Annotated in this window: 22 protein-coding genes; 5 read left to right on the top strand and 17 right to left on the bottom strand. The window is 65.6% G+C overall.

The genetic code is table 11. The features are described 5' to 3' along the window. Position 1 precedes the first annotated feature (1 nt). A complete protein-coding gene (locus DDZ14_RS06460) occupies positions 2–781 on the bottom strand; it encodes a GNAT family N-acetyltransferase (protein WP_109424141.1) in 780 nt (259 codons plus the stop codon). 144 nt (positions 782–925) lie between these two features. Then, a complete protein-coding gene (locus DDZ14_RS06455) occupies positions 926–1,105 on the bottom strand; it encodes a DUF3553 domain-containing protein (protein ID WP_109424140.1) in 180 nt (59 codons plus the stop codon). Positions 1,106–1,140: 35 nt separating this feature from the next. Between DDZ14_RS06455 and DDZ14_RS06450 the strand changes: the two genes are divergently transcribed. After that, positions 1,141–1,740, top strand: a complete 600-nt coding sequence (locus tag DDZ14_RS06450; protein WP_109424139.1) for a histidine phosphotransferase family protein — start codon at positions 1,141–1,143, stop codon at positions 1,738–1,740. Positions 1,741–1,750: 10 nt separating this feature from the next. Here the strand turns inward: DDZ14_RS06450 and DDZ14_RS06445 are convergent, their stop codons facing one another. The 3 genes from DDZ14_RS06445 to DDZ14_RS06435 are packed head-to-tail and all read right to left on the bottom strand — an operon-like array spanning position 1,751 to position 3,792. Next, entirely contained in the window at positions 1,751–2,275 is a 525-nt protein-coding gene (locus DDZ14_RS06445) for a gamma carbonic anhydrase family protein (protein ID WP_109424138.1), read from the bottom strand. Then, positions 2,272–2,913 (bottom strand): guanylate kinase, encoded by a 642-nt coding sequence (gmk, locus tag DDZ14_RS06440; RefSeq protein WP_109424137.1) that lies wholly within the window; start codon positions 2,911–2,913, stop codon positions 2,272–2,274. The genes DDZ14_RS06445 and gmk overlap by 4 nt, the downstream gene beginning before the upstream one ends. Before the next feature lie 3 nt (positions 2,914–2,916). After that, positions 2,917–3,792 (bottom strand): YicC/YloC family endoribonuclease, encoded by an 876-nt coding sequence (locus DDZ14_RS06435; RefSeq protein ID WP_233252508.1) that lies wholly within the window; start codon positions 3,790–3,792, stop codon positions 2,917–2,919. A 213-nt stretch (positions 3,793–4,005) separates the two neighbouring features. Between DDZ14_RS06435 and DDZ14_RS06430 the strand changes: the two genes are divergently transcribed. Further along, a complete protein-coding gene (locus DDZ14_RS06430) occupies positions 4,006–4,605 on the top strand; it encodes a PAS domain-containing protein (protein ID WP_158275467.1) in 600 nt (199 codons plus the stop codon). 18 nt (positions 4,606–4,623) lie between these two features. Here DDZ14_RS06430 and DDZ14_RS06425 read toward each other — a convergent pair whose 3' ends face one another. Next, positions 4,624–5,991, bottom strand: coding sequence for a class II 3-deoxy-7-phosphoheptulonate synthase (locus tag DDZ14_RS06425; protein ID WP_109424134.1), 1,368 nt, complete (start codon positions 5,989–5,991; stop codon positions 4,624–4,626). A 200-nt stretch (positions 5,992–6,191) separates the two neighbouring features. Here DDZ14_RS06425 and DDZ14_RS06420 point away from each other — a divergent pair, with 200 nt between their 5' ends. Then, positions 6,192–7,172, top strand: coding sequence for a GlxA family transcriptional regulator (locus DDZ14_RS06420; RefSeq protein ID WP_109424133.1), 981 nt, complete (start codon positions 6,192–6,194; stop codon positions 7,170–7,172). 6 nt (positions 7,173–7,178) lie between these two features. Here the strand turns inward: DDZ14_RS06420 and DDZ14_RS06415 are convergent, their stop codons facing one another. After that, a complete protein-coding gene (locus DDZ14_RS06415) occupies positions 7,179–8,285 on the bottom strand; it encodes a PQQ-dependent sugar dehydrogenase (RefSeq protein WP_109424132.1) in 1,107 nt (368 codons plus the stop codon). Positions 8,286–8,425: 140 nt separating this feature from the next. Here DDZ14_RS06415 and DDZ14_RS06410 point away from each other — a divergent pair, with 140 nt between their 5' ends. Continuing rightward, the gene (locus DDZ14_RS06410; protein ID WP_109424131.1) at positions 8,426–9,358 is read left to right on the top strand and encodes a dimethylarginine dimethylaminohydrolase family protein; all 933 of its coding nucleotides are present in this window, start codon (positions 8,426–8,428) and stop codon (positions 9,356–9,358) included. A 116-nt stretch (positions 9,359–9,474) separates the two neighbouring features. On the opposite strand, the gene DDZ14_RS06405 is transcribed toward DDZ14_RS06410, so the two are convergent. From DDZ14_RS06405 to DDZ14_RS06390, 4 genes are all read right to left on the bottom strand, one after another. Continuing rightward, positions 9,475–10,317, bottom strand: a complete 843-nt coding sequence (locus DDZ14_RS06405; protein ID WP_109424130.1) for an aspartate dehydrogenase — start codon at positions 10,315–10,317, stop codon at positions 9,475–9,477. Next, on the bottom strand, positions 10,314–13,106 hold the full coding sequence (gene fdhF, locus DDZ14_RS06400) for a formate dehydrogenase subunit alpha (protein WP_109424129.1): 2,793 nt from the start codon (positions 13,104–13,106) through the stop codon (positions 10,314–10,316). Before fdhF ends, DDZ14_RS06405 begins: the two co-directional genes overlap by 4 nt. Positions 13,107–13,143: 37 nt before the next feature. Beyond that, positions 13,144–14,835 (bottom strand): NAD(P)H-dependent oxidoreductase subunit E, encoded by a 1,692-nt coding sequence (locus DDZ14_RS06395; RefSeq protein WP_109424128.1) that lies wholly within the window; start codon positions 14,833–14,835, stop codon positions 13,144–13,146. Between the two features lie 86 nt (positions 14,836–14,921). Continuing rightward, positions 14,922–15,800, bottom strand: a complete 879-nt coding sequence (locus DDZ14_RS06390; RefSeq protein ID WP_158275466.1) for a LysR family transcriptional regulator — start codon at positions 15,798–15,800, stop codon at positions 14,922–14,924. A gap of 109 nt (positions 15,801–15,909) precedes the next feature. Here DDZ14_RS06390 and DDZ14_RS06385 point away from each other — a divergent pair, with 109 nt between their 5' ends. Continuing rightward, positions 15,910–16,899, top strand: coding sequence for an NAD(P)H-quinone oxidoreductase (locus DDZ14_RS06385; RefSeq protein WP_233252507.1), 990 nt, complete (start codon positions 15,910–15,912; stop codon positions 16,897–16,899). A gap of 4 nt (positions 16,900–16,903) precedes the next feature. Here the strand turns inward: DDZ14_RS06385 and DDZ14_RS06380 are convergent, their stop codons facing one another. From DDZ14_RS06380 to DDZ14_RS06355, 6 genes are all read right to left on the bottom strand, one after another. Further along, positions 16,904–18,640, bottom strand: coding sequence for a hypothetical protein (locus DDZ14_RS06380; protein ID WP_109424125.1), 1,737 nt, complete (start codon positions 18,638–18,640; stop codon positions 16,904–16,906). Between the two features lie 180 nt (positions 18,641–18,820). Then, positions 18,821–20,341, bottom strand: coding sequence for a tripartite tricarboxylate transporter permease (locus DDZ14_RS06375; RefSeq protein WP_369914592.1), 1,521 nt, complete (start codon positions 20,339–20,341; stop codon positions 18,821–18,823). Between the two features lie 33 nt (positions 20,342–20,374). Continuing rightward, positions 20,375–20,899 (bottom strand): tripartite tricarboxylate transporter TctB family protein, encoded by a 525-nt coding sequence (locus DDZ14_RS06370; protein WP_109424124.1) that lies wholly within the window; start codon positions 20,897–20,899, stop codon positions 20,375–20,377. A 152-nt stretch (positions 20,900–21,051) separates the two neighbouring features. Then, on the bottom strand, positions 21,052–22,035 hold the full coding sequence (locus tag DDZ14_RS06365) for a tripartite tricarboxylate transporter substrate binding protein (RefSeq protein WP_109424123.1): 984 nt from the start codon (positions 22,033–22,035) through the stop codon (positions 21,052–21,054). Between the two features lie 149 nt (positions 22,036–22,184). Continuing rightward, positions 22,185–23,042 (bottom strand): universal stress protein, encoded by an 858-nt coding sequence (locus DDZ14_RS06360; RefSeq protein WP_109424122.1) that lies wholly within the window; start codon positions 23,040–23,042, stop codon positions 22,185–22,187. A 4-nt stretch (positions 23,043–23,046) separates the two neighbouring features. Further along, entirely contained in the window at positions 23,047–24,723 is a 1,677-nt protein-coding gene (locus tag DDZ14_RS06355) for a formate--tetrahydrofolate ligase (protein ID WP_109424121.1), read from the bottom strand. Positions 24,724–24,731: the final 8 nt, after the last annotated feature.

The raw sequence follows: 24,731 nt of genomic DNA, 5'->3' as shown, positions 1-24,731 counted from the left end.
GTCAGCTCCCGCGGCTGCGCACGTAGAAACTGCGGTGCCGCTCGGACATGCGGGCGGTGTCCATCAGCAGACAGACATCGGTGGTGTTGAACGCATGATCGACATAAGCCCCGTCGCCCACGAAACCGCCCAGTCGCAGATACGCCTTGATGAGCGCCGGCGTTTCCTGCATCGCCGTGCGGCGGTCCACGCGGTCGGCGGGGATGCGGTTCATCTCGGTGCGCACATGATCGTGCACCCGCACCCTGATATCCTCGGGCGCCAGGTAGTTGTGATAGAGAAAGGCCAGCGGCTGCGCCAGTGCGTCCACATCGGTGCCGTGAAAGCTGGCCACCCCGAACATGATCTCGATCCCGTGCTCCTGCACATAGGCGGCCAGCGCGTTCCACAGATAATACATCGCCGTGCCGCCGCGATAGTCTGCATGCACGCAGGATCGGCCAAGCTCCAGCAGGCTGCGTCCGCTCGCCAGCAGCGGCGTGAGGTCGTATTCGGCGGCGCTGTAGAAACCGCCGGCGCGTTCCGCATCCGCCCCCTTGAGCAGCCGGTAGACCCCGACCACGTCCTCCAGCGCCTCGGCATCGCGCCGCCGGTCGATGAGCAGCAAGTGGTCGAAGTAGGGATCGTGCCGGTCGCTCTCCAGCCGCGCCGCGTGATCCACGCCGGGCCCGTCGCCGCCGAGTTCTTCGACAAAGACCTCGTAGCGCAGGCGCTGCGCGGCCTTCAGGTCACGCTCTGAACGGGCGAGCCGAAGCTCGAAATGGCGGTCGTCGGAGTGCATGTCGGCGGACTGTCCGCTCCCATCCCTGAGGTCAGCCACCTGATAGGCTCGCAGCCGCCCGAATGCAACATGCGTCGGCTGGCATCGAAGCTGGACACCACCCAGAGTTGTCCCTACTCTGATAACTGGAACGGTTGTTCCACATCAAGGGTCGGGGATTACAATGAGCTCAACACGCGCGCCGTCTATCACCACTTTGCCTGCTTCCTGGAAATTCACCGTGATACGGCCGCCGATGACCGACTGGACCTGGCCAGTGCCCCATTCCGGCGCGTCCGGATGGCGCACCAGCATACCGGGTTCCAGAAAATCGTTCGAATTCATCGGGCGCCCTTTCAAATTGGCGCTGGAGATGCGCCATGCCTGCTGACAGCACGGAACTGGCGGCGCTGCTCGGCTCGCGCATCTGTCATGACCTGATAAGCCCGCTGGGCGCGATCGGCAATGGGCTGGAGCTTCTGGAATTGGGCGGTGTTCCGCAAAGCCCGGAAATGTCGCTCATCGCGCAGAGCGTGAGCCACGCGAATGCCCGCATCCGCTTCTTCCGCATCGCCTTCGGAATGGCCGTGCCAGATGCAACCCTGGCGCGCAACGATCTGGCGCGCATCATCGACGAAAGCTTCGGCGGATCGCGGATCGGCGTCATCTGGGAGCCGCGCGAGAACCTGCCGCGCATGGATGTCAAACTGGCCTTCCTGGCGCTCATGTGCCTGGAGGGCGCGATGCCCTATGGCGGCGAGATTCGCGCCATGCGCGGTCCGGCGGGCTGGCGGGTCGTGGCCCGGGCCGAGAAGTTCCGGATTCGCATGCAGCTTTGGCAGGCGCTGACCGATCCGCACGCCGAGGTGCCACTAACCCCGGCGGACGTGCATTTCGGGCTGCTGCGGGAATTGGGAAGCGCGCACCGTCCGGCGCTGGCGGCGGAAATCACGGAGGGCGCGATCGAAGTCCGGTTCTGAGCCCTCCGGCTCAGCCGATCTCGGTCATTCCGGCGCGGTAGCGCTCCGCGTTCTCGCGGTAATGCGCCGCCGCCGCGCGTAGCCCCGCAATGGCCGCCTCATCAAGGCTGCGCACCACCTTGCCGGGCGTGCCCATCACCAAGCTGCCGTCGGGAAATTCCTTGCCCTCGGTGATCAGCGTGCCCGCGCCGATCAGGCAATTGCGCCCGATCCGCGCGCCGTTGAGGACGATCGCACCCATGCCGATCAGGCTGTTCTCGCCTATCGTGCAGCCGTGCAGCATTACCTTATGGCCGATCGTGCAATCCGCGCCGATCACCAGCGGATAGCCCATGTCCGTGTGCAGTACGCAGTTTTCCTGGATATTGCTGCCGCGCCCCAGCGTGATCTGCTCGTTATCGCCGCGAAGTGTCGAGCCGAACCAGACCGATGCAGCATCCTCCAGCACCACGTTGCCGATGATATTGGCGTCCGGCGCGACCCAGGCGTCCGCGCCCAGCTTCGGTTCGATCCCGTCCAGTGCGTATATCGTCATGACTGCTCCTCGAACTCCGCCTGCAGCTTGCGAACATGCTCGGTCAGCCCCGGCTGCTGGCTGCGGCGCAGGCGCGTGGCGGTGACGATGCTTTTCAGCCGCGCCTCGGTCTCGTCCAGATCGTCGTTGACCAGCACGAAATCGTAGCCGTCCCAGTGGCTGATCTCGTCCCAGCTCTTCTGCATCCGTTTGGCGATCACCTCGGCACTGTCCTGGCCGCGGCTCTCCAGCCGGCGGCGCAGCTCCGGAATCGACGGCGGCAGCAGGAAGATCGAAAGCGTGTGCTGCCCCAGCGCCGAATTCCGGATCTGTTGCGCGCCCTGCCAGTCGATATCGAAAAGCACATCCCGCCCGGCGTCGATCGCCGCCTGCACGGGTCCGCGCGGCGAGCCATAGAAGTTGCCGAAGACATGCGCGTGTTCCAGCATCTCGCCCGCCGCGACCTGGCGCTTGAACTCGTCCTCGCTCAGGAAATGGTAATCCTTGCCCTCAGCCTCGCCCGCGCGGGGCTTGCGGGTGGTGGCGGAGACCGAGAAGCGGATCGTCGGGTCCCAATCGCGCAGGCGCCGGGCCAGCGTGGATTTGCCGGCGCCCGAAGGCGAGGAGAGGATGATAAGCAGGCCGCGTCGGTCGGACATCGGTCACTCCACGTTCTGAACCTGTTCGCGCATCTGATCTATCACCGCCTTGAGGTCAAGGCCGATGCGGGTCAGCGCCTCGTGCCCTGATTTGGAGCAGAGCGTGTTGGCCTCGCGGTTGAACTCCTGCGTCAGGAAGTCGAGCCTGCGGCCCACCGGGCCGCCCGCGCCCAGCAAGTCCCGCGCCGCGGCGACATGCGCGTCCAGCCGGTCGAACTCCTCGGTCACGTCCGCCTTGACGGCCATGACTGCAAGCTCCTGCGCGATGCGCTGCGGTTCCACGCCCTCGGCATTGCCGGTCACGCGGGCGAGCGCGGCGCGGAAATTCTCTTCGGTCTCTTCGGCGCGCAGGGCCGCGGCATCCTGCGCGCAGGTCAGCAATTCCGCCACCATGTCGAGTTGGCCAATCAGGATACGCTGCAAAGCCGCGCCTTCCTCGGCGCGCATCGCAACGAAATCCGCGAGGAGCGTGTCAAGCGACGCGGCCAGCATGTCTGGCGTCAGTTCCGCGTCGGCCTCGCCGCCGGGCTCGAAGACCCCGCGCAGGCCCAGCACCGAGGCGGGCGTGTCGGGCCCCAGGGCTAGCCCGCGCCGCTCCGCCTCCGCGCGCACGGTACAGAGTGCATCGAGCGCCGCGGCGAGCCGGTCGCTGTCGAGCCGCCCGACCGCCGCGCCCTCCGCGCGCCGCAGCCGCAGGCCGATCGTGACATTGCCGCGCGCCACGCGCTCCACCACGGCGGCGCGGACCCGCGGTTCCAGCCCCGGTATTCCCTCCGGCAGGCGCAGCCGGATATCCAGCCCGCGCGCGTTCACGCCGCGCATCTCCCAGGTCCAGTCGAGTCCCTCCGCCGTACCCGAGGCACTGGCGAACCCGGTCATGGAATTAACCATTTAAGACTTTTTGCCTCTCGTTGCGCGCCGGAATCGGGCAAATTAACACTTGGGTAAGTATTTCGATCATAGGGTTAACAGACCTGCTGCGCTTCGACAACGCCGCGACCCGGATCGGAAAGGGAAAGGGTACGCTGTGATATGCAACAGCCGGTTTGCGGGAACCGCAAGGTTCTGTCATTTCCTCGGCGGGGGCGCGCGATGAGTGACCGATGTCTCAAACAGGTTCTCGACTATTGGGAAACGTTGCGCGCCGGGCGCGCCGCGCCGATGCGCTCGGAACTCGATCCGCGCCGGATCGAGGACGCGCTGGAATACACCTTCATTCTGGAACGCGCCGGACCGGGCACCACCCGCATCCGCATCGCCGGGATGCACCTGTGCGACCTGATGGGGATGGAGACACGCGGCATGTCCCCCGCAAGCCTGCTGGAGCCGGCCGATCGCGGACGCTTCGGCGCCCTGCTCGACCGTCTTTTCGCCGGACGGGAGATCATCGAGCTTGACCTTGTCGCGCGGGCGCAGGGGCGCATGTCGCTCAGTGCGCGGATGATCCTGCTTCCGATGCGGAGCGACCTGGGCGAGATGACGCGTGCGCTGGGCTGTCTCGTCACCGACGGCATCATCGGCGCGCCGCCTCGCCGTTTCGCCATCGCGCGCCAGCGGATCACCCGGATCGTCTCGGGAGCCCCGGCCCCCCATGCCGCACCGGGTTTCGCCGAACCCGCACCACGCTTCACCCCGACCGAAGGAAAAACCGGTCCGCACCTGCGCCTGGTCTACATGCGCGAGGAAGACTGACCGCCCGCCGCGCGCCGGTCAGCCCGTCGCGCGCTTGGGTTCGCGCTGGCGTGACAATTCCTGCGACACCAGGAAGGCCAGTTCCAGCGACTGGCTGGCATTGAGCCGCGGATCGCAGGCGGTGTGATAGCGGTCCGACAAATCCTCGTCGGTCACCGCGCGCACCCCGCCGGTGCATTCGGTCACGTCCTTGCCAGTCATCTCGAAATGCACGCCGCCGGGATAGGTACCCTCGGCCTTGTGGATCGCGAAGAACTCCCGCACTTCCGAGAGCACCGCCTCGAAGGGCCGGGTCTTGTAGCCGCTTTCCGACTTGATCGTGTTGCCGTGCATCGGGTCGCAGGACCAGACGACCTTGGCGCCCTCCTCCTCCACCGCGCGGATAAGGCGCGGCAGATGCTCGCCCACCTTGCCCGCGCCGAACCGCGCGATCAGCGTCAGGCGGCCCGGTTCGTTCTCGGGGTTGAGCCGCTCGATCAGCACCTTCAGATCATCGGTGGAAATAGACGGGCCGCATTTCAGGCCCACCGGGTTCTGCACACCGCGGGCGAATTCCACATGCGCGCCGTCGGGTTGCCGGGTCCTGTCGCCGATCCAGATCATGTGGCCCGAGCCCGCCACCGGCAGGCCCGAGGTGCTGTCCACCCGCGCCAAGGCCTCCTCGTATTCCAGAAGCAGCGCCTCGTGGCTGGTGTAAAAATCGACCGTATGCAGCTTGTGCGATGTCTCACCATTGATCCCCGCCGCGGTCATGAAGTCGAGCGCGTCGGAGATCCGGTTGGCCAGGTCGCGGTATTTCTCGGCCTCGTCGCCTTCGGTGAAACCCAGCGTCCAGGAATGCACGCGGTGAATATCGGCATAGCCGCCCTGGCTGAAGGCACGCAGCAGGTTGAGCGAGGCCGCCGCCTGCGTATAGGCTTGGAGCATCCGGTTGGGATCGGGGATCCGCGCCTCGGGCGTGAAGGCGATGTCGTTGACGATGTCACCGCGGTAGCTGGGCAGCTCGACGCCGCCCGCCGTTTCGGTCGGGGCGGAGCGCGGCTTGGCGAACTGGCCAGCCATGCGCCCCACTTTCACAACCGGACATTTCGCGCCATAGGTCAGCACGACGGCCATCTGAAGCATCACCCGGAATGTGTCGCGGATGCTGTCGGCGCTGAATTCGTTGAAGCTCTCGGCGCAGTCGCCGCCTTGCAGCAGGAAAGCGCGGCCCTCGGCCACCTCGCCAAGCTGGCGCTTGAGATTGCGCACCTCGCCGGCGAAGACAAGCGGCGGGTACTTGGACAATTGTTCCTCGACTGCCTTCAGTGCGGCGGCGTCGGTATAGTCGGGCATCTGGATCCGAGGCTTGGTCCTCCAGTCCGATTTCTTCCAGCCGCGTGTCATTGGGCCTGCTCCTGCAAATCTTCAGAATGAGGGCCTATATATAGGCATCCCGCTCGCGCATGGCCAGCGCCGAAATTGTCTGTATGCTGGGACAAGTCTTACTTGATCCCGGTCGATAAACCTGCTTTCGGTTCGCGGATCGCAGGCCGGTTCCGGGAGGTGGCATTCCGGTCGGCGGATACTTGGAGGAGCACAGCTTCATGGCAGGCAAGTCTGAAGCCGGGACGAGACATTTCGTCTTCTTGCTGCTGGAGAATTTCACGCTCCTGTCCTTTGCCGGGGCCATCGAACCGCTGCGCATCGCCAACGCGCAGGCGGGCCGGACGCTCTATACCTGGTCGCTGGCCGGCGAGAACGGCGAGTTCATGAGGTGCTCCAACGGGGCGGAGTTCAAACTGGACATGAACCTTGGCGAGGTCGGGCGCGACGACGTGATCCTGGCCTGCGGCGGCAACGACGTCCAGAAGGCCGCAACCAAACCGGTGCTGAACTGGCTGCGCCGCGAGGCGCGCCGCGGCGTGACCGTGGGCGGGCTCTGCACCGCGTCCTACGTGCTGGCCAAGGCGGGTCTTCTCGATGGCAAGCGCGCCACCATCCACTGGGAGAACCAGGACAGTTTCGCCGAGGCCTTCGAAGAGGTGGAACTGACGAAATCCGTCTTCGTGATGGACGGCCATCGGCTCTCGACCGCGGGCGGGACCTCCTCCATCGACCTGATGCTCAAGATCATCGCCGACGATCACGGCGAGTCGCTGGCCAATGTGGTCGCGGACCAACTCATCTACACCTCGATCCGCACCGATCAGGACACGCAGCGGCTGTCGATCCCGACGCGCATCGGCGTGCGCCATCCTAAGCTCTCGTCCGTCATCCAGATGATGGAGCGCAATATCGAGGAACCCGTCTCGCCCTCGATCCTGGCCAAGAAGGTGGGCATGTCCACGCGCCAGCTCGAACGGCTTTTCCGGCGCTATCTCAACCGCAGCCCCAAGCGCTATTACATGGAATTGCGGCTCCAGAAGGCGCGCAACCTGCTGATGCAGACCGATATGAGCGTCATCAACGTGGCGCTGGCCTGCGGCTTCGCCTCGCCCTCGCATTTCTCGAAATGTTACCGGGCGCATTACAACACCACGCCCTATCGCGAGCGGGGAACCCAGTCCAGCCGCCTGGCCACCTGACGGCGCTCAGCCGCCCGGTGCGATCCGGTAGACCGTGCCGTGCCGTACCGACAGAAACCAGATCGTGCCGTCGGGCGCCTCCACGATGTCGCGCACCCGCCCGGTCTCGGGCGCCTCCAGCCGCTCGGGCTCGCGCAGGGTGTCGCCCTCGCGCTCCAGCCGCGAGATCAGGTCGAATTTCAGCGAGCCGACGAAGAAATCCCCCTGCCATTCCGGCCAGAGCCGCCCGGAATAGACGATCATGCCCGAGGGCGCGATCGACGGGTCCCAGTAATGCGCGGGCTGCTCCATGCCCGGCTTCGACGTGCCCTCGCCGATCTTCTGCCCCGAATAGTGCCGGCCATAGCTGATCACCGGCCAGCCGTAATTGGCCCCCTTGCGCACCAGGTTGACCTCGTCGCCGCCGCGCGCGCCATGCTCCACCACCCAGAGCCAGCCCTGCGCGTCGAGCGCCGCACCCTGCGGGTTGCGATGCCCGTAGGACCAGATTTCCGGCCGTGCGTCTTGTCGGTCACTGAAGGGGTTGTCGGGCGGCACCGTGCCGTCGCGCGCAATACGGATGACCGAGCCGTTATGGCGGCCGAGATCCTGTGCCGCCGGCCGGTCCCCGCGCTCCCCCACCGTCAGGAAGACCGTGCCGTCCGGCGCCTCGACGATGCGGCTGCCGAAATGCCGCCCGCCGCTGGTGCCCGGCTGCATCTCGAAGAGAACGCGCAGCCTTTCCAGCCGCGTATTGTCCGGCGAGAGCCGCGCCACCGCCAGCGCCGTGCCCGCGCCCCCCGATTGCGGCTTGGAGTAGCTCAGGAATATTTCCCGCGTCTGTGAGAAATCCCGCGGCACCATCACATCGAGCAGGCCGCCCTGCCCGCGCGCCCAGACCTCGGGTGTGCCCTTCACGGTGCTGCGTTCGCCCTGCGGGTCGAAATGCAGCAGCCGCCCGCCGCGCTCTGTCACCAGGAAGCTACCGCCGGGCAGGAAGGCCAGCCCCCAGGGCTCTTCCAGTCCGCGCACCACCGGCGAGATGTCGAGCTGCCCCACCGAGCTGTCGAGCGAGGCCGCCGCACCGGCATGGGGAGCCAGGATCAACACGAGAACGGCGATCAGTCTGCGCATGGCGTAGCTCCCTTGATTGTCTTCCCGCAATCTAGCACGGCGCGCGGGGAGGTCACGCCCGCGCGGCCCGAGCGGATTGCTTTGCTCTGCGCGCGCGAGCGCGCTAGCCTTGGCGCGGACCAGCAGACCGGGAGACGACCATGTCCGCCGACACGGCACATCAGACCGAAGACTTCTGCCTGCAACGCCGCGCGCCGGGCGGCGGGACCGCTCCGCTTTCGCATTGGGGGCTGGCCAACGAGACCGACCGGCTGACCGATGTACTTCTGGGCTCGCCCGCACATCTGCGGCATCTGGCGACCTCGTCGCTGTCGCGCAAGCATCTCCGCGAAGCGCCCTGCAACATCCAGGTGGCGCAGGCCCAGCACGCCGAACTGGTCGCGGCCTATGAGCATTTCGGCGTCACGGTCCACATGCTGGATCCGGAGCCGGAACTGCCAATGCAGGTCTATGCCCGCGACAGCAGCGTGATGACGCCCTATGGCGCAATCATCACCGCGATGGCGCAATGGTGGCGGCGGGGCGAGAACTATGCCGCGATCGGCGCCTACGAGGCGCTGGGCATCCCGATCTACGACATGGTGACTGCGGGCACGTTCGAGGGTGGCGATTTCAACGTGATCGAGGAGGGCTGCGTGCTGATCGGCTGCGGCGGCGCGCGCACGCAGGAGGAAGGCGCGCGCCAGGTCAAGGCGTGGTTCGACAGCGAAGGTTGGGAGACGCGGCTGGCCTTCATCGACGAATATTACGTTCATATCGACCTGATGGTGGTGCCCATTGCCGAGAAGCTGACCGCGGTCTGCGAGACCTGCACCGACCCCGCCATCGTCGCCTGGCTCCGCGCCAAGGGGCACGAGATCATTGACGTGCCTTTCCCCGACACGATGGCGCTGGGCTGCAACTTCATGGCGCTGGGAGGCGGGCGGGTGATCGCGCCCGCCACCTCCGCCATGCTCATTGAAAAGCTGCGCGCGCTGGGCTTCGAGGTGGCTGCGGTCGACACGGCCGAAATATCGAAGACCGGCGGCGGCATCCACTGCATGGCGCAGGCTTTGCGGCGCGCGCCCGGCTAGGGACACCTCCGCAGAAACTATGGCGAACTGCGCCGATTCGGATTCGCGCGCGCCCCCAGGACTTGATCCGGGGGGCCATCGCCGGATGGGCGGGGGCTCCGATCCAACGCGACGGGCTAAATGCCGACCTGCAACGGGCTGCCGAGCCCGCGCAAATAGGCGATGACGCTCTGCGCGGTGATCTGGCTGGTGGCCGGATTCTCCGGGCTGGGACGATTTTCGATCGTGACGGTGAAATCTGAACTGTCCGAGACGACCCGCAGCTCGTGCCGGTTGCGCGTCAGCGCCGGGTCGGCCCAGATCTCCATGCGGGTCTCTTCGGGGCCGATCCCCGCCAGGCTGACCGCCGCGGCGACATTCACATTGGCCGGGAATTCCCGCGCCACTTCGCTCACCGATCCCTCCAGGATGCGGACCGGCTCGGAAATTCCTTCCAACTCGATACCGCTGCGCCGCACGAAGGGCGCCCGAACCAGCCCCGCCACCGGCTTGCGCGTCACGATCCGGACCGAGGCGATGGTTCCCTCCCGCACCGCGCGCAGCGCGTCGAGCCCCAGGATCGCGCCCGAGGGCACCACGATGCGCCCGCCGGTACGCCGCGCCAGCACGATCAGGTCGGCGCGCTCCAGAATCTGGCTGGCCGAGAGCACGACCAGCACGCGCCCGGCTTCAAGCGTGGGCTTGGCGATCTGCGCAAAGAGATCCGGCGGCAGGCATTCGACCACCAGATCGCAATCCTGTGCCAGATCGGCCAGCGCCCGGATAGGCACCGGATGCGTGAGCTTCGCGTTGATCTCGCCCCCGCGCCCGGACGAACTGGCCGCGAAGGCCACAAGCCTGCAGCCCGCGATGCCGCCCGCGTCGAGCGCGGCCATGACCGCAAAGCCGATCGCTCCGGTGCCCGCCACGCCCACGCGGAGCGCGTCCGCCCCGCCGTGCTTCGCGGCGTCCTCCGTCACTCCGCGGCGATGCTTTGGTCGGCCTCGACCCGCACGGCGCAGTACTTGAATTCCGGGATTTTGCCATAGGGGTCGAGCGCCGGGTTGGTCAGGATATTCGCCGCCGCCTCCACATAGGCAAATGGCAGGAACACCATGTCGGGCGCGATTGCACGGTCGGCGCGCGCCATGATCCGGATCGAGCCGCGCTTGGTCGTCAGCCGCACCATTTCGCCAGGCTCCACCCCCATCTTGCGCAGCGTCGCAGGGTGCATCGAGCAGTTGGCCTCGGGCTCCACCGCGTCGAGCACGCTGGCGCGCCGGGTCATCGAGCCGGTATGCCAATGCTCCAGTTGCCGCCCGGTGGTCAGAACCATCGGATAATCGGCGTCGGGCAGATCGTCGGGCGGGATCACGCTGGCCGGTGTGAATCGCGCGCGACCCTCCGCCCGCGGAAAACCGTCGCCGAAGACAATCGCCTGGCCCGGATCCTCGGGGCTGAGCGAGGGATAGGTCACGGCGTTCTCGCGTTCCAGCCGATCCCACGTGATGTTGTCGAGCGAGCCCATGTTCTTCTTCATCTCCGCGAAGACGTCGGCCGGGCTGTCATACTCCCAGCCGAGCCCCAGCCTGTTGGCGAGATCGACGGTGATCACCCAGTCCTCGCGCGCCTCGCCCGGCGGGCTGACGGCGGGGCGGCCCATCTGGACCTGCCGGTTGGTGTTGGTCACCGTCCCGGACTTCTCGAAGAAGGCGGATGCGGGCAGGATCACGTCGGCATAATTGGCCGTCTCGGTGATGAAGATGTCCTGCACCACCAGATGCTCCAGCTTGGCCAGCGCATCGCGGGCGTGCTCCACATCCGGGTCCGACATTGCCGGGTTTTCGCCCAGAATATACATCCCGCGGGTATTGCCGGCATGCACGTCGTCCATGATCTCGGTCACGGTCAGGCCCTTCTCGGCACTGAAATCGCCCGACTGCCAGACTTCGGTGAAGGCGCGGCGCACCCCGTCATCGGTGACGCTCTGGTAATCGGGCAGGAACATGGGGACGAGCCCCGCGTCGGACGCGCCCTGCACGTTGTTCTGGCCCCTCAGCGGGTGCAGGCCGGTGCCCGGACGGCCGATATGCCCGCACATCAGTGCGAGGCTGATCAGGCAGCGCGAATTGTCGGTGCCGTGAATGTGCTGGGAGATCCCCATGCCCCAGAAGATCATGCCGGCCTTGGCGGTCGCGAATTCGCGCGCCACCTGCCGCAGCGTCTCGGCGGGAATGCCGCAAAGCTCCTGCATCTTCTCGGGCGGGAACTGCGCTAGATGCGCCTTCTCGGCCTCCCAGTTGTCGGTGAAGGCTTCGATATACTGCTGGTCGTAGAGCCCTTCCTCGACGATCACATGCATGATCGCGTTCAGCATCGAGACATCCGCGCCGGGCTTGAATTGCAGCATATGGGTGGCGAACCGGCGCATGCCCACGCCCCGCGGGTCCATCACGATCAGCTTGCCGCCGCGCTTGGTGAACTGCTTGAAATAGGTCGCCGCGACGGGGTGGTTCTCGACCGGGTTGGCGCCGATGATGATCGCCACATCGGCGTTTTCGATCTCGTTGAAGGTAGCGGTCACCGCGCCGGAGCCGACATTCTCGATAAGTGCGGCCACCGACGAGGCGTGGCAGAGCCGCGTGCAGTGGTCCACGTTGTTGTGACCGAACCCCTGGCGGATGAGCTTCTGGAAGAGATAGGCTTCCTCGTTGGTGCATTTGGCGCTGCCGAAGCCCGCGACGGATTTGCCGCCATGTTCGTCCTTGAGCCGCTTGAAACCGCCGGCGGCGAAATCCAGCGCCTCGTCCCAGCTTGCTTCACGGAAGAAGTCCTTCCAGTTCGACGGGTCCACGTTCAGACCCTTGACGGGTGCATCCTCGCGCCGGATGAGCGGTTTCGTCAGCCGGTGGTCGTGATGGATATAATCGAACCCGAAGCGGCCCTTCACGCAGAGCCGCCCCTCGTTCGCCGGGCCGTTGATACCCTCGACATACTTGACGCGGCCGTCCTTGACCTTGAGCGAGACCTGACATCCCACGCCGCAGAAGGGGCAGATGCTTTCCACCTCGCTGTCGAAATCGGCGCTGTCGCCCTGCTGCCGGTCGTCCAGAACCGTGGCGGGCATCAGCGCGCCGGTGGGGCAGGCCTGCACGCATTCGCCACAGGCCACGCAGGTGCTCTCGCCCATCGGGTCGTCGAAATCGAAGACCGGGAAGCTGTCATGGCCGCGCCCGGCCATGCCGATCACGTCGTTGACCTGCACGTCGCGGCACGCGCGCACACAGAGATTGCACTGGATGCAGGCGTCCAGATTGACGCGCATCGCCACATGGCTGTCGTCGAGCAGCGGCACGCGCGTCTCTTCCAGCGCGGGAAAGCGGCTCTCGCTGACGCCGTTGAGCTTCGCCATCTCCCACAGATGAGAGGACGCGTCATGCGCCTCCTCCTGCGCGGGCTGGTCGGCCAGCAGAAGCTCCATCACCATTTTGCGGGAGTTTTCCGCCCGGTCGCTGTCGGTCTTGACGACCATCCCCTCGGCGGCCTGCCGGATGCAGGAGGCGACGAGCGTGCGCTCGCCCTCCACCTCGACCATGCAGGCCCGGCAATTGCCGTCGGGGCGGTAGCCCGGCGCCGGCTTGTGGCAGAGATGCGGGATCACCAGCCCCCTGCCCTGCGCGGCCTCCCAGATGGTCCAGCCATCGGGCACCGTGACCTCCTCGCCGTCGAGGGTGAATGTGATCGTCTTGAGTGCGTTTCCATCAGCCATCGGAAAGTTCCTTCGCTGGGCGTTGCGTGCGGCGCGGTCAGCCGATCTCGTCGCCGAAATGCTTCATGGTCAGCCGGATCGGGTTCGGGGCGGCCTGTCCAAGCCCGCAGATCGAGGCATCGGCCATGGTCTGACAGAGTTCCTCAAGAAGTCCCTGATCCCATCTGTCGGCCTGCATCAGCTTCACCGCCTTCTCGCAACCGGACCGGCAGGGCGTGCATTGGCCGCAACTCTCATCCTCGAAGAAGCGCAGCATGTTCAGCGCGGCAGCCCGCGCGCTGTCCTTGTCCGACAGCACCACGACCGCGGCGGAGCCGATGAACGTGCCGTGCGGCTGAAGCGTGTCGAAGTCGAGCGGCACGTCATCCAGCGTCGCCGGCAGAAGCCCCGAGGACGGCCCGCCGGGCTGGTAGGCCTTGAATTCGTGCCCGTCCAGCATACCCCCGGCGGCCTCGATGATGTCAAGGATGGTGGAGCCTGCAGGAAGCAGATGCACGCCAGGTTTTTTGACCCGTCCCGAGACCGAGTAGGAGCGCAGGCCCGTGCGGCCGTTCTTCTCCACGCCCGCGAGAACCTCTTTGCCGTCGCGCAGGACGCGCGCGACCCAGTAGAGCGTCTCGACATTGTTCACCAGTGTCGGGCGGTTGTAGACGCCGACCTGCGCGACGAAGGGCGGACGATGGCGCGGCAGCCCGCGCTTGCCCTCGATCGACTCGATCATCGCGCTTTCCTCGCCGCAGATATAGGCGCCCGCGCCGCGGCGCAGTTCCACGAAACCCGGCGCGATGATCCCGGCGGCCTCCAGCCCGGCGATCTCGTCGGCGAGGATTTTCAGGACCGCCGGATATTCGTCGCGCATGTAGATGAAGCAGGTCTCGGCTTCCACCGCCCAAGCGGCGATCAGCATTCCCTCAAGGAAAACATGCGGTTCACGTTCTAGGTAGAAGCGATCCTTGAAGGTGCCGGGCTCGCCCTCGTCGCCATTGACAGCCAGGTAGCGCGGCCCGCTCTCGTCCCGCACGAAGCCCCATTTGCGGCCCGAGGGGAAGCCCGCGCCGCCAAGCCCGCGCAGGCCCGAATCGAGCAGCGTCTGCTGCACGGTCTCGAAATCGCCGCCCTTGCGCAACTCCGCCAGCGTCTCGTAGCCGCCCCCGGCGCGATAGGCGCCGAGCGCCTCGTAGTCGGGGATATGCGGATGCGTCTCGCCCGCGGCAATTGCGGCCTTTACCTTCTCGGGCGTGGCGTGGTCGATATGGTTATGGCCCAGTTCCAGCACCGGCGCGGTGTCGCAACGCCCCATGCAGGGCGCGCGCACCACACGTACCTGCGCCGGGTCGAGCCCATCCTCCAGCGCCTGCTGCAACTGCTGCGCCCCGGCGAGTTCGCAAGACAGCGAATCGCAGACCCGGATGGTCAGCGCCGGCGGCGGCGTCTCGCCCTCCTTCACCACGTCGAAATGCGCGTAGAAGGTGGCGACCTCGTAGACCTCGGCCTGGCCGACGCGCATTTCCTCGGCGAGCGCACGCAGATGCGCCGCGGAAAGATGGCCGTATTCGTCCTGGATGAGATGCAGGAACTCGATCAGGTGGTCGCGCCGGCGCGGGCGGTCGCCCAGAAGGGTCCGCACTTCCCCCAGCGCCGCATCCTCGATCTGGCGGCCCTTCGGTGTCTTGCGACCCTTGCCACGGCCGGATTTCCAGACCCCGGCCCCCGGTGTTTGTGCATTCATGAAAGCGCCTCCACTTCGTTGCCTGAACATCGCGGAAAGTCATCATACATTCAAATACGAATTTCCGAAGGCGCCATCTGTCCTGGCTATAATGACGCCCGTACCGCCACGCGCAATGCGCCGATCACCGGAAGGATGGGATCCTGGTCCTTGACCGACAACCCGATGGCATGGGTGACCTCCGGCTCCACGAGCGGCAGGCGCACCAGCGCGTCGGAGGTGAAGAAGGTCTCGGCCACGCTGAGCGGCGCGATTGTCGCGGCGCTGCCGCTGGCCACCTGCGCCAGCGTCGCGGTGAAGGCATTCGCCTCCATCACCACCTGCGGAACCCTTTCAATCCGCGCGAAAATGTCATCGACGAGCTGACGGTTGCGCATGTCCCGCGTCAACAGGCAAAGCGGCAGCGCGGCGGCCTCGGACCAGGTTGCGGTGCCGCTGCTCCGCGGCGCCAGTTCGCCCGGCGCGATCAGCACGTAACTCTCGTCATAGAGCCGCTCGGCCATGCCCGGTTCGGCATCGCGGAAGTAGATCATGCCGGCGTCGATCGAATAGTCGTTGAGCTGCGCCTTGATCTGCCCGGTGGAGAGCGACAGGATCTCCACCATCAGGTTGGGATGGAGCCGCCGCAGATTGGCCGAGACCCTTGCCGCGAAGGGCAGCGTCGTCGGGATCACCCCGATCACCAGCCTGCCGCCCAGATTGTCGCTCAGCGACGCGATCTCCTGGTTCATGCCGTCCATGTCGGCCAGCAGTTTGCGGGCCCATTTCAGCACGACCTCCCCCTCGCGGGTGAAACCCATGAACTGGTTTCCGCGCCGCACCAGCGGGATGGAGAACCCGTCTTCCATTTTCCGTATCCGCGCCGAGAAGGCGGGCTGCGAGATGCCGCAGGCATCGGCGGACCTGGAAAAATGGCGGTATTGCGAAAGCGCCACCAGCATTTTGAGATCGCGGATTTCGGTCATCGCAGCATGGGGCTTTCCGGTTGCCATCCCTCGGGGTAGGCCATAATTTCGGCCTCAGGATAAGTGCCGCCGCCCCGATTATCCAGCGATTTCCAAGCGGAGACAGGACATGCTGCCAACCAGGATGAAGACGGTCGAGATGCGCGAACCCGGTGGCCCGGAGGTGCTGGAGACAGGCACGCGCGATCTGCCGCAGCCCGGCGCGGGCGAGGTTCTGATCCGGGTGACGGCGGCGGGGGTGAACGGCCCCGACCTGGTGCAGCGGCGCGGGCATTATCCGCCGCCCAAGGGCGCCTCCGACCTTCTGGGGCTCGAGGTCTCGGGTGAGGTCGTGGCGCTTGGCGAAGACGCCCGACGCTGGGCCGTCGGGGACCGCGTCTGCGCGCTGACCAATGGCGGGGGCTACGCGGAATATGTCGCGGTGGACGCGACCCATTGCCTGCCCCTTCCCGGCGGGATGTCCGAGCAGGACGCCGCCGGGCTTTGTGAGACCTATTTCACTGTCTGGAGCAACCTTTTCTTTGAGTTGCCGCGCAACGCGGGCGATCTGCTGCTGATCCATGGCGGCGCGGGTGGCATCGGCTCCACCGCCGTGCAGCTTGGCGCGGCGCTTGGTCTGCGCGTCTTCACCACCTGCGCCACGGCCGACGACTGTGACTATGTCCGGTCTCTCGGCGCCGAGCGCGCAATCAATTTCAACGACGAGGATTTCGTCGATGTGGTGCGCGAGGCGGGCGGCGCGAACCTGATCCTCGACATCATCGGGGGCGACTACGTGGCGCGAAACGTCAAGGCCGCGAGCCCCGATGCCCGGATCGTGCAGATTGCCTTCAACGCCGGCTCGAAGGTGGAAATCAACCTGATGCCGATCATGCTCAAGCGGCTGGTTTATACGGGCTCCACCCTGCGCTCGCGTCCCGCCGCGTTCAAGAGCGCGGTTGCCCGCGACCTGGAAGAGGCGGTCTGGCCGCTCTTCGCAAAGGGCGCGCTTTCGGCACAGACCTTCAAGGTCTTTCCCTTCGAGGAGGCGGCGGCGGGCCATGCGATGATGGAAAGCGCCGGCCATCACGGCAAGATTTTGCTGGCTCCGCAGGGCTGAGCGGTCAGCCCCCGTCCCAGTCTCCGACCGTGAAGCGCCTCTCGCGCTCTGCATCAATGCGTGCCGGGTTCGGCGGGCTGCCAAGGGCGTCCCCGTCGGGCCGCCTCGGCATCCCGGCCAGACCAAGCCGCTCGAAATACCCGTCCGCCTCGTAGATGCAGACGCCATCCTGCGTCTGGCCGCGTATCTCCAGCGTCGCGGGATCGGCGAATGTCACCTTCGGAACCGCCTCCACGCATTCGGCCAGCATATCCTTGCCGGGATTTTTCGCCTCAAGGAACACGTCCTCGGGTCTGCGCGCGTCGATATTGATGTTGCGGTAGCGGTTCATGGCGCGCATGCAGTCGGGGTCGATGATCGTGACCTCACCGTTCCAGCCGAAGGCAACGGTCCGGGGGCGCTGACCCAACGGCACGGAATTGTCCAAAAACTCGACATGGATTTTCTGCCGCTTCTTGTTGACCCAGGAGAGGAAGAGCTGCGGCATCCCCATATAGGCCTCGATATTGTGATAAAGCAGATCGTCCACCGCCTTGAACCGCCCGGTGGTCAGCCCGCGAGTCCAGGCACGCTCCACCGTTTCCGCGGGCGGCGTGATGATGAGAAACAGGAAGACGGTATCCCCGAAACGGCTGAGCAGCTTGCCGTCGGCCTGATTGGAATTGGGCGAGGAGAAGCTGTCGAAGCGAAAGCGGTCGATCAGCAGATGCGGCATTTCCTGGCGCATCGCCTTGTCCTGCATGTAGCGGTCCAGCTTCTTGTCGACGATCTCCAGTTCCTGGCCCGTGAGCATGGCGGCATATTTGTAATCCGGCCCGAGGCTCTTGTAGTCCAGCAGGAATTTCCGCCAGTAATCCGGGCTGATCAGCGCGAAATCCTGCCAGGGAATTTCAAGCCGTTCGGCCAGTTCCTTCTGCAGCGGGCGGATCGTGCTCTTGCCCGCCGCCGAGGCGCCCTTGACGTTCATGATGAAGGGTTTGTCCTGAAAGGGCAGCATCCGGTAGCCTTCGGTCTCCGCCGCTTCGGCAATGATCGGCGTGATCCATTCGCCGATCCGCCGACTGCCGAAATCGTTGCACACCCGGTTGGCGGCAAGGCGCAGGATCGTCTCGCGATCCGCGAAGAGCCGCCCGCGCTGGCCCACCATGCCGCCAACGATCGCGCGGAGCGCGTCGAGGCAGGCGGTCTCCAGCGGATCGGCCGCGTCGCCGATGGCTGCTTTCCACTCCGCCAGCGCCAGGATCTCCGGGCGTTCGGTCTCGGCCGGCGGGGGCTTGCGGCCCATGAGCCGGGCGAAGAATCCCGGCGCGTCCTGCTGCCCGCGCTGGTGGCGGGCGAAAATATCGCGCTCCAGTATCTCCGCGAGCCGCACCTGGGCCTCTGCACGCAATTCAGCGAAGCGCGTCTCCAGATCTCCCATCCGCGGCTGGATATGCTTGTTGAGGATGCGCGCCGCCATGCTGCGCAGGTTCAGGCCCAGTTCCTCGTAATTTGGGCCGTCGGGCACATGCAGATCGGCGGTCACGCGGATCAGCATTTCGTGGATCACCAGCCGCCCGGCATTGAGCGCGATCATGTCCTGCGGCCTCAATCCGCAGAAATCCGCGGCATCGCGCGCCTCCTCGTAGCCCACGGTCGCATTCTCGGGACGGTAGAGCGTCACCTGCGGCAGGAGCCTTCGCGGGATCTCCGATGTCAGTCCCGGGTTCCAGGCGTCGAGTTGCTCCTCCGCATCGGCCATAACGTTCCTTTCATACGTGCGGCCGGGCAGGATGGCCCCCTGCCCGGCCTGCGGGTTCTGCGCCGTCCGCGACCGTCCCGCTTGTCGGTTTCCGTGCGGGGCGATGCACGTCATGCGACGGCGCAAACTCCGTCACCTGTTGCGCCGCCCCGCCGCGCGGGCGGGACGGTGCGCTGCTCGTTACTCCTGGGCCGCCCGCGCCCTGCGGCGGCGGCGCATCCCGTTGACGATCGGATAGGCCACCAGCGCCGCCGCGACCAGGATGCAGGCCAGCGAAATCGGCCGTTCCAGGAAGGTCATCGCGTCCCCCCGGCTGGAGATCAGCGACTGCCGCAGAGAGCGTTCGGCCAACGGCCCCAGCACGATGGCCAGCACGGCCGGCGCGACCGGGTAGTTCAGCTTGCGCATCAGGTAGCCCACGACCCCGAAGATCAGCATCAGCCAGGTGTCGAACATCCGGTCGGTGGTCGCGAAGACGCCCACGACGCAGAGCACGAAGATGATCGGCGTCAGGATGGTGAAGGGCATCGCCAGCACCCGGATGAAGACCGGGATCAGCGCGAGGTTGAGCAACACCGTGACCGTGTTGGCGACATACATCGACCCGATCAGCCCCCAGACGAAATCCGGGCTTTCGGTGAACAGTAGCGGGCCGGGCCGCAGCCCCCAGATGATCATCCCGCCCAGCAGGATCGCCGTGGTGGGCGAGCCGGGAATGCCCAGCGTGATCATCGGTAGCATGGAGCCCGTGGAGGCCGCGTTGTTGCCTGCCTCGGGCGCAGCCACACCGGCGATGTTGCCCTTGCCGAAGCTGTCGGGGTCCTTCGAGAAGGTCTTGGCCAGGCCATAGGACATCAGCGAGGCCGGCGTCGCCCCCGCCGCGGGCAGGGTGCCCACGAAGAAGCCGATCATCGCGCCCAGCGTGGTGGTCCCGATATATTCCCGCACCTGCCCGAGATTATGGCGGAACTTCTTCCAGCTCGTATCGACCTTGTGAAGCGTGATCGCGCCCTTGGTGCTCTCCAGCGTCCAGAGCATCTCGCCGATGCCGTAGATGCCGATCGCCAGGACCAGGAACTCGATCCCGCGCTGGAAATCGACCATGTCGAAGAAGATCAGCCGCGGCTTGCCCGAGATGATGTCGAAGCCGACCGCCGCCAGCACCAGGCCGACCATGATCGAGAAGATCGTCTTGGGAATGTCGTCCCCGCCCAGCCCGATGAAGGTGGCGAAGGCCAGCACCATGAGGGCGAATTCCTCCTGTGGGCCGAATTTCAGGGCGAAGACGGCTAGCGGCGGCGCGAAGAGCGTGAAGAGGATGATCGAGATCGTGCCGCCGATGAAAGACGCGATGGCGGCCGCCGTCAGGGCCTGGTCGGCCTTGCCGGCCTGCGCCATCGGTCGCCCGTCGAAGACTGTCGCAACGGCCGTTGACGAGCCTGGTATGCCCAGCGTGATCGAACTGATCGCGCCGCCATACATCGCCCCGTAATAGAGAGCGGCCAGGAAGATGATCGCCGCGGTGGGCGGCACCAGGAACGTCACCGGCAGCAGGATTGCCACCCCGTTGACCGAACCGAGCCCGGGCATGGCGCCCACGAATAGCCCGGCCAGACACCCGGCGAAGATCATGAAGAGGTTGAGCGGCTCAAATGACTGCAGCAGCCCCGAACCGAGTGAAGAGAGAACGGTTTCCATCATGGTATGGTCTACCTGTTTTGTTCGGCGCGCCGCTCAGAAGAGCGAGTAGCGGATGTCATCGACATAGAGGAAGAGGTTCTCGAAGAACGGCAGCCCCTTGGGCAGGTACTTCGTGAGCGCGACCTCGAAGAGGAGATAGACGAAGATCGGCGTACCGATCACCAGCGACCAGGTGGCCACCCAGCCGTGGCGGCCGATCGTGCGCAAATAGAAGAACATGAAGAGCATCAGCGAGAAATAGGCGCCGATGATCTCGAACAGGATCAGTAGCACGAGCAGCGCAACGGCCGAGATGACGACAAGAAAGAGCGTGTCGCGGTCGACGTAGTCCTCGGTCGATCGGGATTCCGGCGTGATTCCGCGGATCCAGCGCACGAGCGTGGCGAAGGACGCGAGCGCCATGACGAAGGCGAGCCAGAAGGGCCACATCCCGGCGCCGGGTCCGCGGCCCTCGACCCATCCGATGTTCAGATCGGACACATAGACATTCAGCATGAGCCCAAGGGACGCCAGAAACGTCGCGATGGCCATCAAGAGTTCTGCGGTTCGGACTGTCATTCTAGCGCTCCAATGCCGCGTTGCGTGAATTTCGTCATTGACCGCAAGATGCACCTCACCCGTTTCGCCGTTGCAAGGGCGACCGATTTCAGGGTTTCAGATACATCCGGCGGGGGGCCGGGCCGGGTCTTGTGCCCGGCCCGGCGGGTCGATCACTCGCCGGTGATCTTGTCTGCGCCGACCTCTTCGATCAGCTTGATATGGGCGGCAAGTTGCTTCTCGTGGAACTCGCCGAGTTCCTCGCCGCGCATCATGCCTGCGCAGTCCAGGCCCTCGGAGGCACAGAAGCTCTGCCATTCCTCGGAATCATAGAGCTCCTGGAAGAGGTTCTCGTACCAGGCCTGCGCTTCCGGATCCATGCCCGGAGGGCCGTTCACCGAGCGCTGCATGTAGTACTCGATGTCCACGCCCAGTTCCTTGGCGGTCGGGACGTCCGGGAAGGCCGCCATGCGCTCATCCGTGAACTGGACCAACGGCTTGGAGTTGCCGGCCCGCATGAATTCGAGTTGCTCGGCTGGGTTGTTGACCGTGGAATCGATGTGGTTGCCGACGAGGTTCTTGGCCACGGTGCCGCCGCCCGGGAAGGGGACATACGTCACCTCATAGCCGAACTCGGCCTCCATCATCGCGGTTAGGATCGAATCCTCCTGACCGGAGCCGGTGCCGCCGACTTTCCAGTCAAGCCCGGCCTCCTTCACCGTCGCGACATAGCTGTCGAGATCGGTGATGTCCTCGCGGTCCGTGTTGACCCACAGCAGGAACGTATCCAGCGCCATCAGGCCGATCGGCGTGAACTCGGTGATGTCCACGCCAAGACCCTCCTGGATCACGGGCGTGGTGTAGTAGCTGTTGAGCGTCATCATGACGGTGTGGTTGTCGCCGGCCTTGTCCTGCAGGTAGCGCAGCGCCTCGGCGCCGGAGCCGCCCGGCTTGTTGATCGGGATGAACGGGCGCGGCGAAAGGTCCTTCTTCTCGATCAGGCCCTGCAGCAGGCGCGCGATCTGGTCGGCGCCGCCGCCCTTGCCGGCCATGATGATGAACTCGATGGGCTTGCGCGGCTGCCATTCCGCGAATGCCGCCGGCGCCATGACCGCGAGAGCCGCGGCACTGGTTGCCAGTACTTTAATGAGCTTCATGTCTTTCCTCCCAAGTATGTGACCCCTTCAGGGCCGTTTAGCGCCGCCGATCGGCGGCCGTTTCGCGGATCTCTGTCCGCTTGATGATTCGCCCGGCAGCTTTCTTCCGCTCGAGGCCGTCCGGGCGTTCTTATATCTGGCCCTCGTTCCTAATGGACCAGAACGACCGGAATGGTCGCTTCATCCACGACAACCTGCGTGTTGCCGCCGAAGATCGTTTCGCGCTCGTAGCTTTCGTGATAGGCGCCCATGACAAGAATATCTGCACCTTCCGACTTGCACAGTTCCAGCAGGCTGCGGCCGATATTGCCGCGCCGCTCGAAACGACTCACTGTCGCGCTTACCCCGCGCAGGGCGAGATAGGCGACAAGCTCCTCGGCCGTGGCCGCGTGAACCTCTTTGCCGGTGGTCAGTATCGTCACCTTCGACGCCGCCTCGATCAACGGTATCGCCATGGCGACGGCGCGCGTGGCCTCCAGCGAGCCGTTCCAGCCGATCGCGACATGGCTTCCCAGATCGTCCGGGATGCTGTCGCGCTGCGGGCAGATCAGCACCGGCCGGCCGGTGGAGTAGAGCGCGGATTTCAGCGTGTTCTCGCCGAGATTGCGCTTGCGGTCGGGCGAAGGAACGCAGACCAGATCGGCCAGCCGTCCGTAATGGCGCACGGCATCCACCTGTTTGCCGGTATATTCCACAAAGCCGGTCGTCGCCGTGCCCGGATCGGGGTCCTGTTCCGTCAGGCCCAGCTTGACGGAAAGTTCGCGGAACTCCTCGCGCAGCTTGTCCTCCTCCACCTCCGAGGCTTTCTTGGCCGCATCTTCGATCTGGCGGCGCATGAAATTCGGGACCACGACGCCATAGGGCATCAGATCCTCGGGGGTCGGCCGGCAGTGCAGGACCTGCACATGCGCGCCGAAGCGCCTGGCCAGGGCCGCGGCGTGGGCGAAGACATTGTCGCCTTTGCCGTCGCCGCGAACCGGCAGGGTTATGGTGTAAATCCTTGCCATGATGTCAGAACAGCCCCTCTATTTGGCCCTGGTCGTTGAGCATGATCGCCTCGGCGGAGGGCACGCGCGGGAGGCCCGGCATGGTCATGATCTCGCCGCAGATGACGACGACGAAGCCGGCGCCGGCGGACAGGCGCACCTCGCGGATCGGCACCGAGTGTCCGGTCGGCGCGCCGCGCCGGTTCGGGTCGGTGGTGAAGCTGTACTGGGTCTTGGCCATGCAGACCGGCAGGTGGCCGTACCCCGCCGCCTCCCATTCGTGCAGCTGGTTCCGCACCTTCTGGTCGGCCAGCACCTCGTCGGCGCGGTAGATGCGCTTGGCGATCGTCTCGACCTTCGCCAGCAGCGACAGCTCGTCGCTGTAGAGCGGGGCGAAATTGGCCATGTCGGCATCGGCGATCTCGGCGACGCGGGTGGCCAGTTCGGCCGCCCCTTCCGAGCCCTTCTCCCAGTGCTGGCAGAGGATCGCCTCCGAGCCCTGCCCGGAGACATATTCCTTCACCGCCGCGATCTCGGCCTCGGTGTCGGTCACGAAATGGTTGATCGCCACCACCACCGGCACCCCGAAGCTCTTCACGTTCTCGATATGACGGCCGAGGTTCGGGCAGCCCTTCTTCACCGCCTCCACGTTCTCCGCGCCCAGGTCGGCCTTGGCCACGCCGCCATTCATCTTCATCGCCCGCACCGTGGCCACCACGACCACCACCGAGGGCGCCAGGCCGGCCTTGCGGCACTTGATGTTCATGAACTTCTCGGCCCCCAGATCGGCCCCGAAACCGGCCTCGGTCACCACGTAATCGGCAACCTTGAGCGCCGTCGTCGTCGCCATGACCGAGTTGCAGCCATGCGCGATATTGGCGAACGGGCCGCCATGCACGAAGGCCGGGTTGTTCTCCAGCGTCTGCACCAGGTTGGGCTGCATCGCATCCTTCAGGAGCACCGTCATCGCCCCGTCGGCCTTGATGTCGCGGCAGGTGATCGCCTTCTTCTCGCGCGTGTAGGCCACGATGATGTCGCCCAGACGGCGCTGCAGATCCGCCAGGTCCGTCGCCAGGCACAGGATCGCCATCACCTCCGAGGCCACGGTGATGTCGAAGCCGGTCTGCCGCGGGAAGCCGTTGGCCACGCCCCCCAGCGAGGTGACCACGTCGCGCAGCGCCCGGTCGTTCATGTCCAGAACCCGCCGCCAGACCACCCGGCGCTCGTCGATCTCCAGCGCGTTGCCCCAGTAGATGTGGTTGTCGATCATCGCCGAGAGCAGATTGTGCGCGCTGGTGATCGCATGGAAATCCCCGGTGAAATGCAGGTTCATCTCCTCCATCGGGACGACCTGCGCATAGCCGCCCCCCGCGGCCCCGCCCTTCATCCCGAAACACGGGCCCAGAGACGCCTCGCGGATGCAGATCGCCGCGCGCTTGCCGATCCGGTTCAGACCGTCGCCAAGACCCACCGTCGTCGTCGTCTTGCCCTCGCCCGCAGGCGTCGGGTTGATCGCCGTCACGAGGATCAGCTTGCCGTCCGCGTTGCCCTGAACGCTCCGGATGAACTCGTTCGAGACCTTCGCCTTGTCATGACCGAACGGCAGAAGATGCTCGCTCGGTATGTCCAGCTTCGCCCCGATCTCCTGGATCGGCTTCTTCTTCGCTTCCCGCGCGATCTCGATATCCGTCTTGTAAGCCATGACTGTCC

This window comes from Maritimibacter sp. 55A14 (assembly GCF_003122205.1).
In the GTDB taxonomy this organism is placed as follows: domain Bacteria; phylum Pseudomonadota; class Alphaproteobacteria; order Rhodobacterales; family Rhodobacteraceae; genus QEYE01.
The sequence above is the reverse complement of the archived record's forward strand: the minus strand, read 5'-3'. Positions and strand labels throughout refer to the sequence as shown.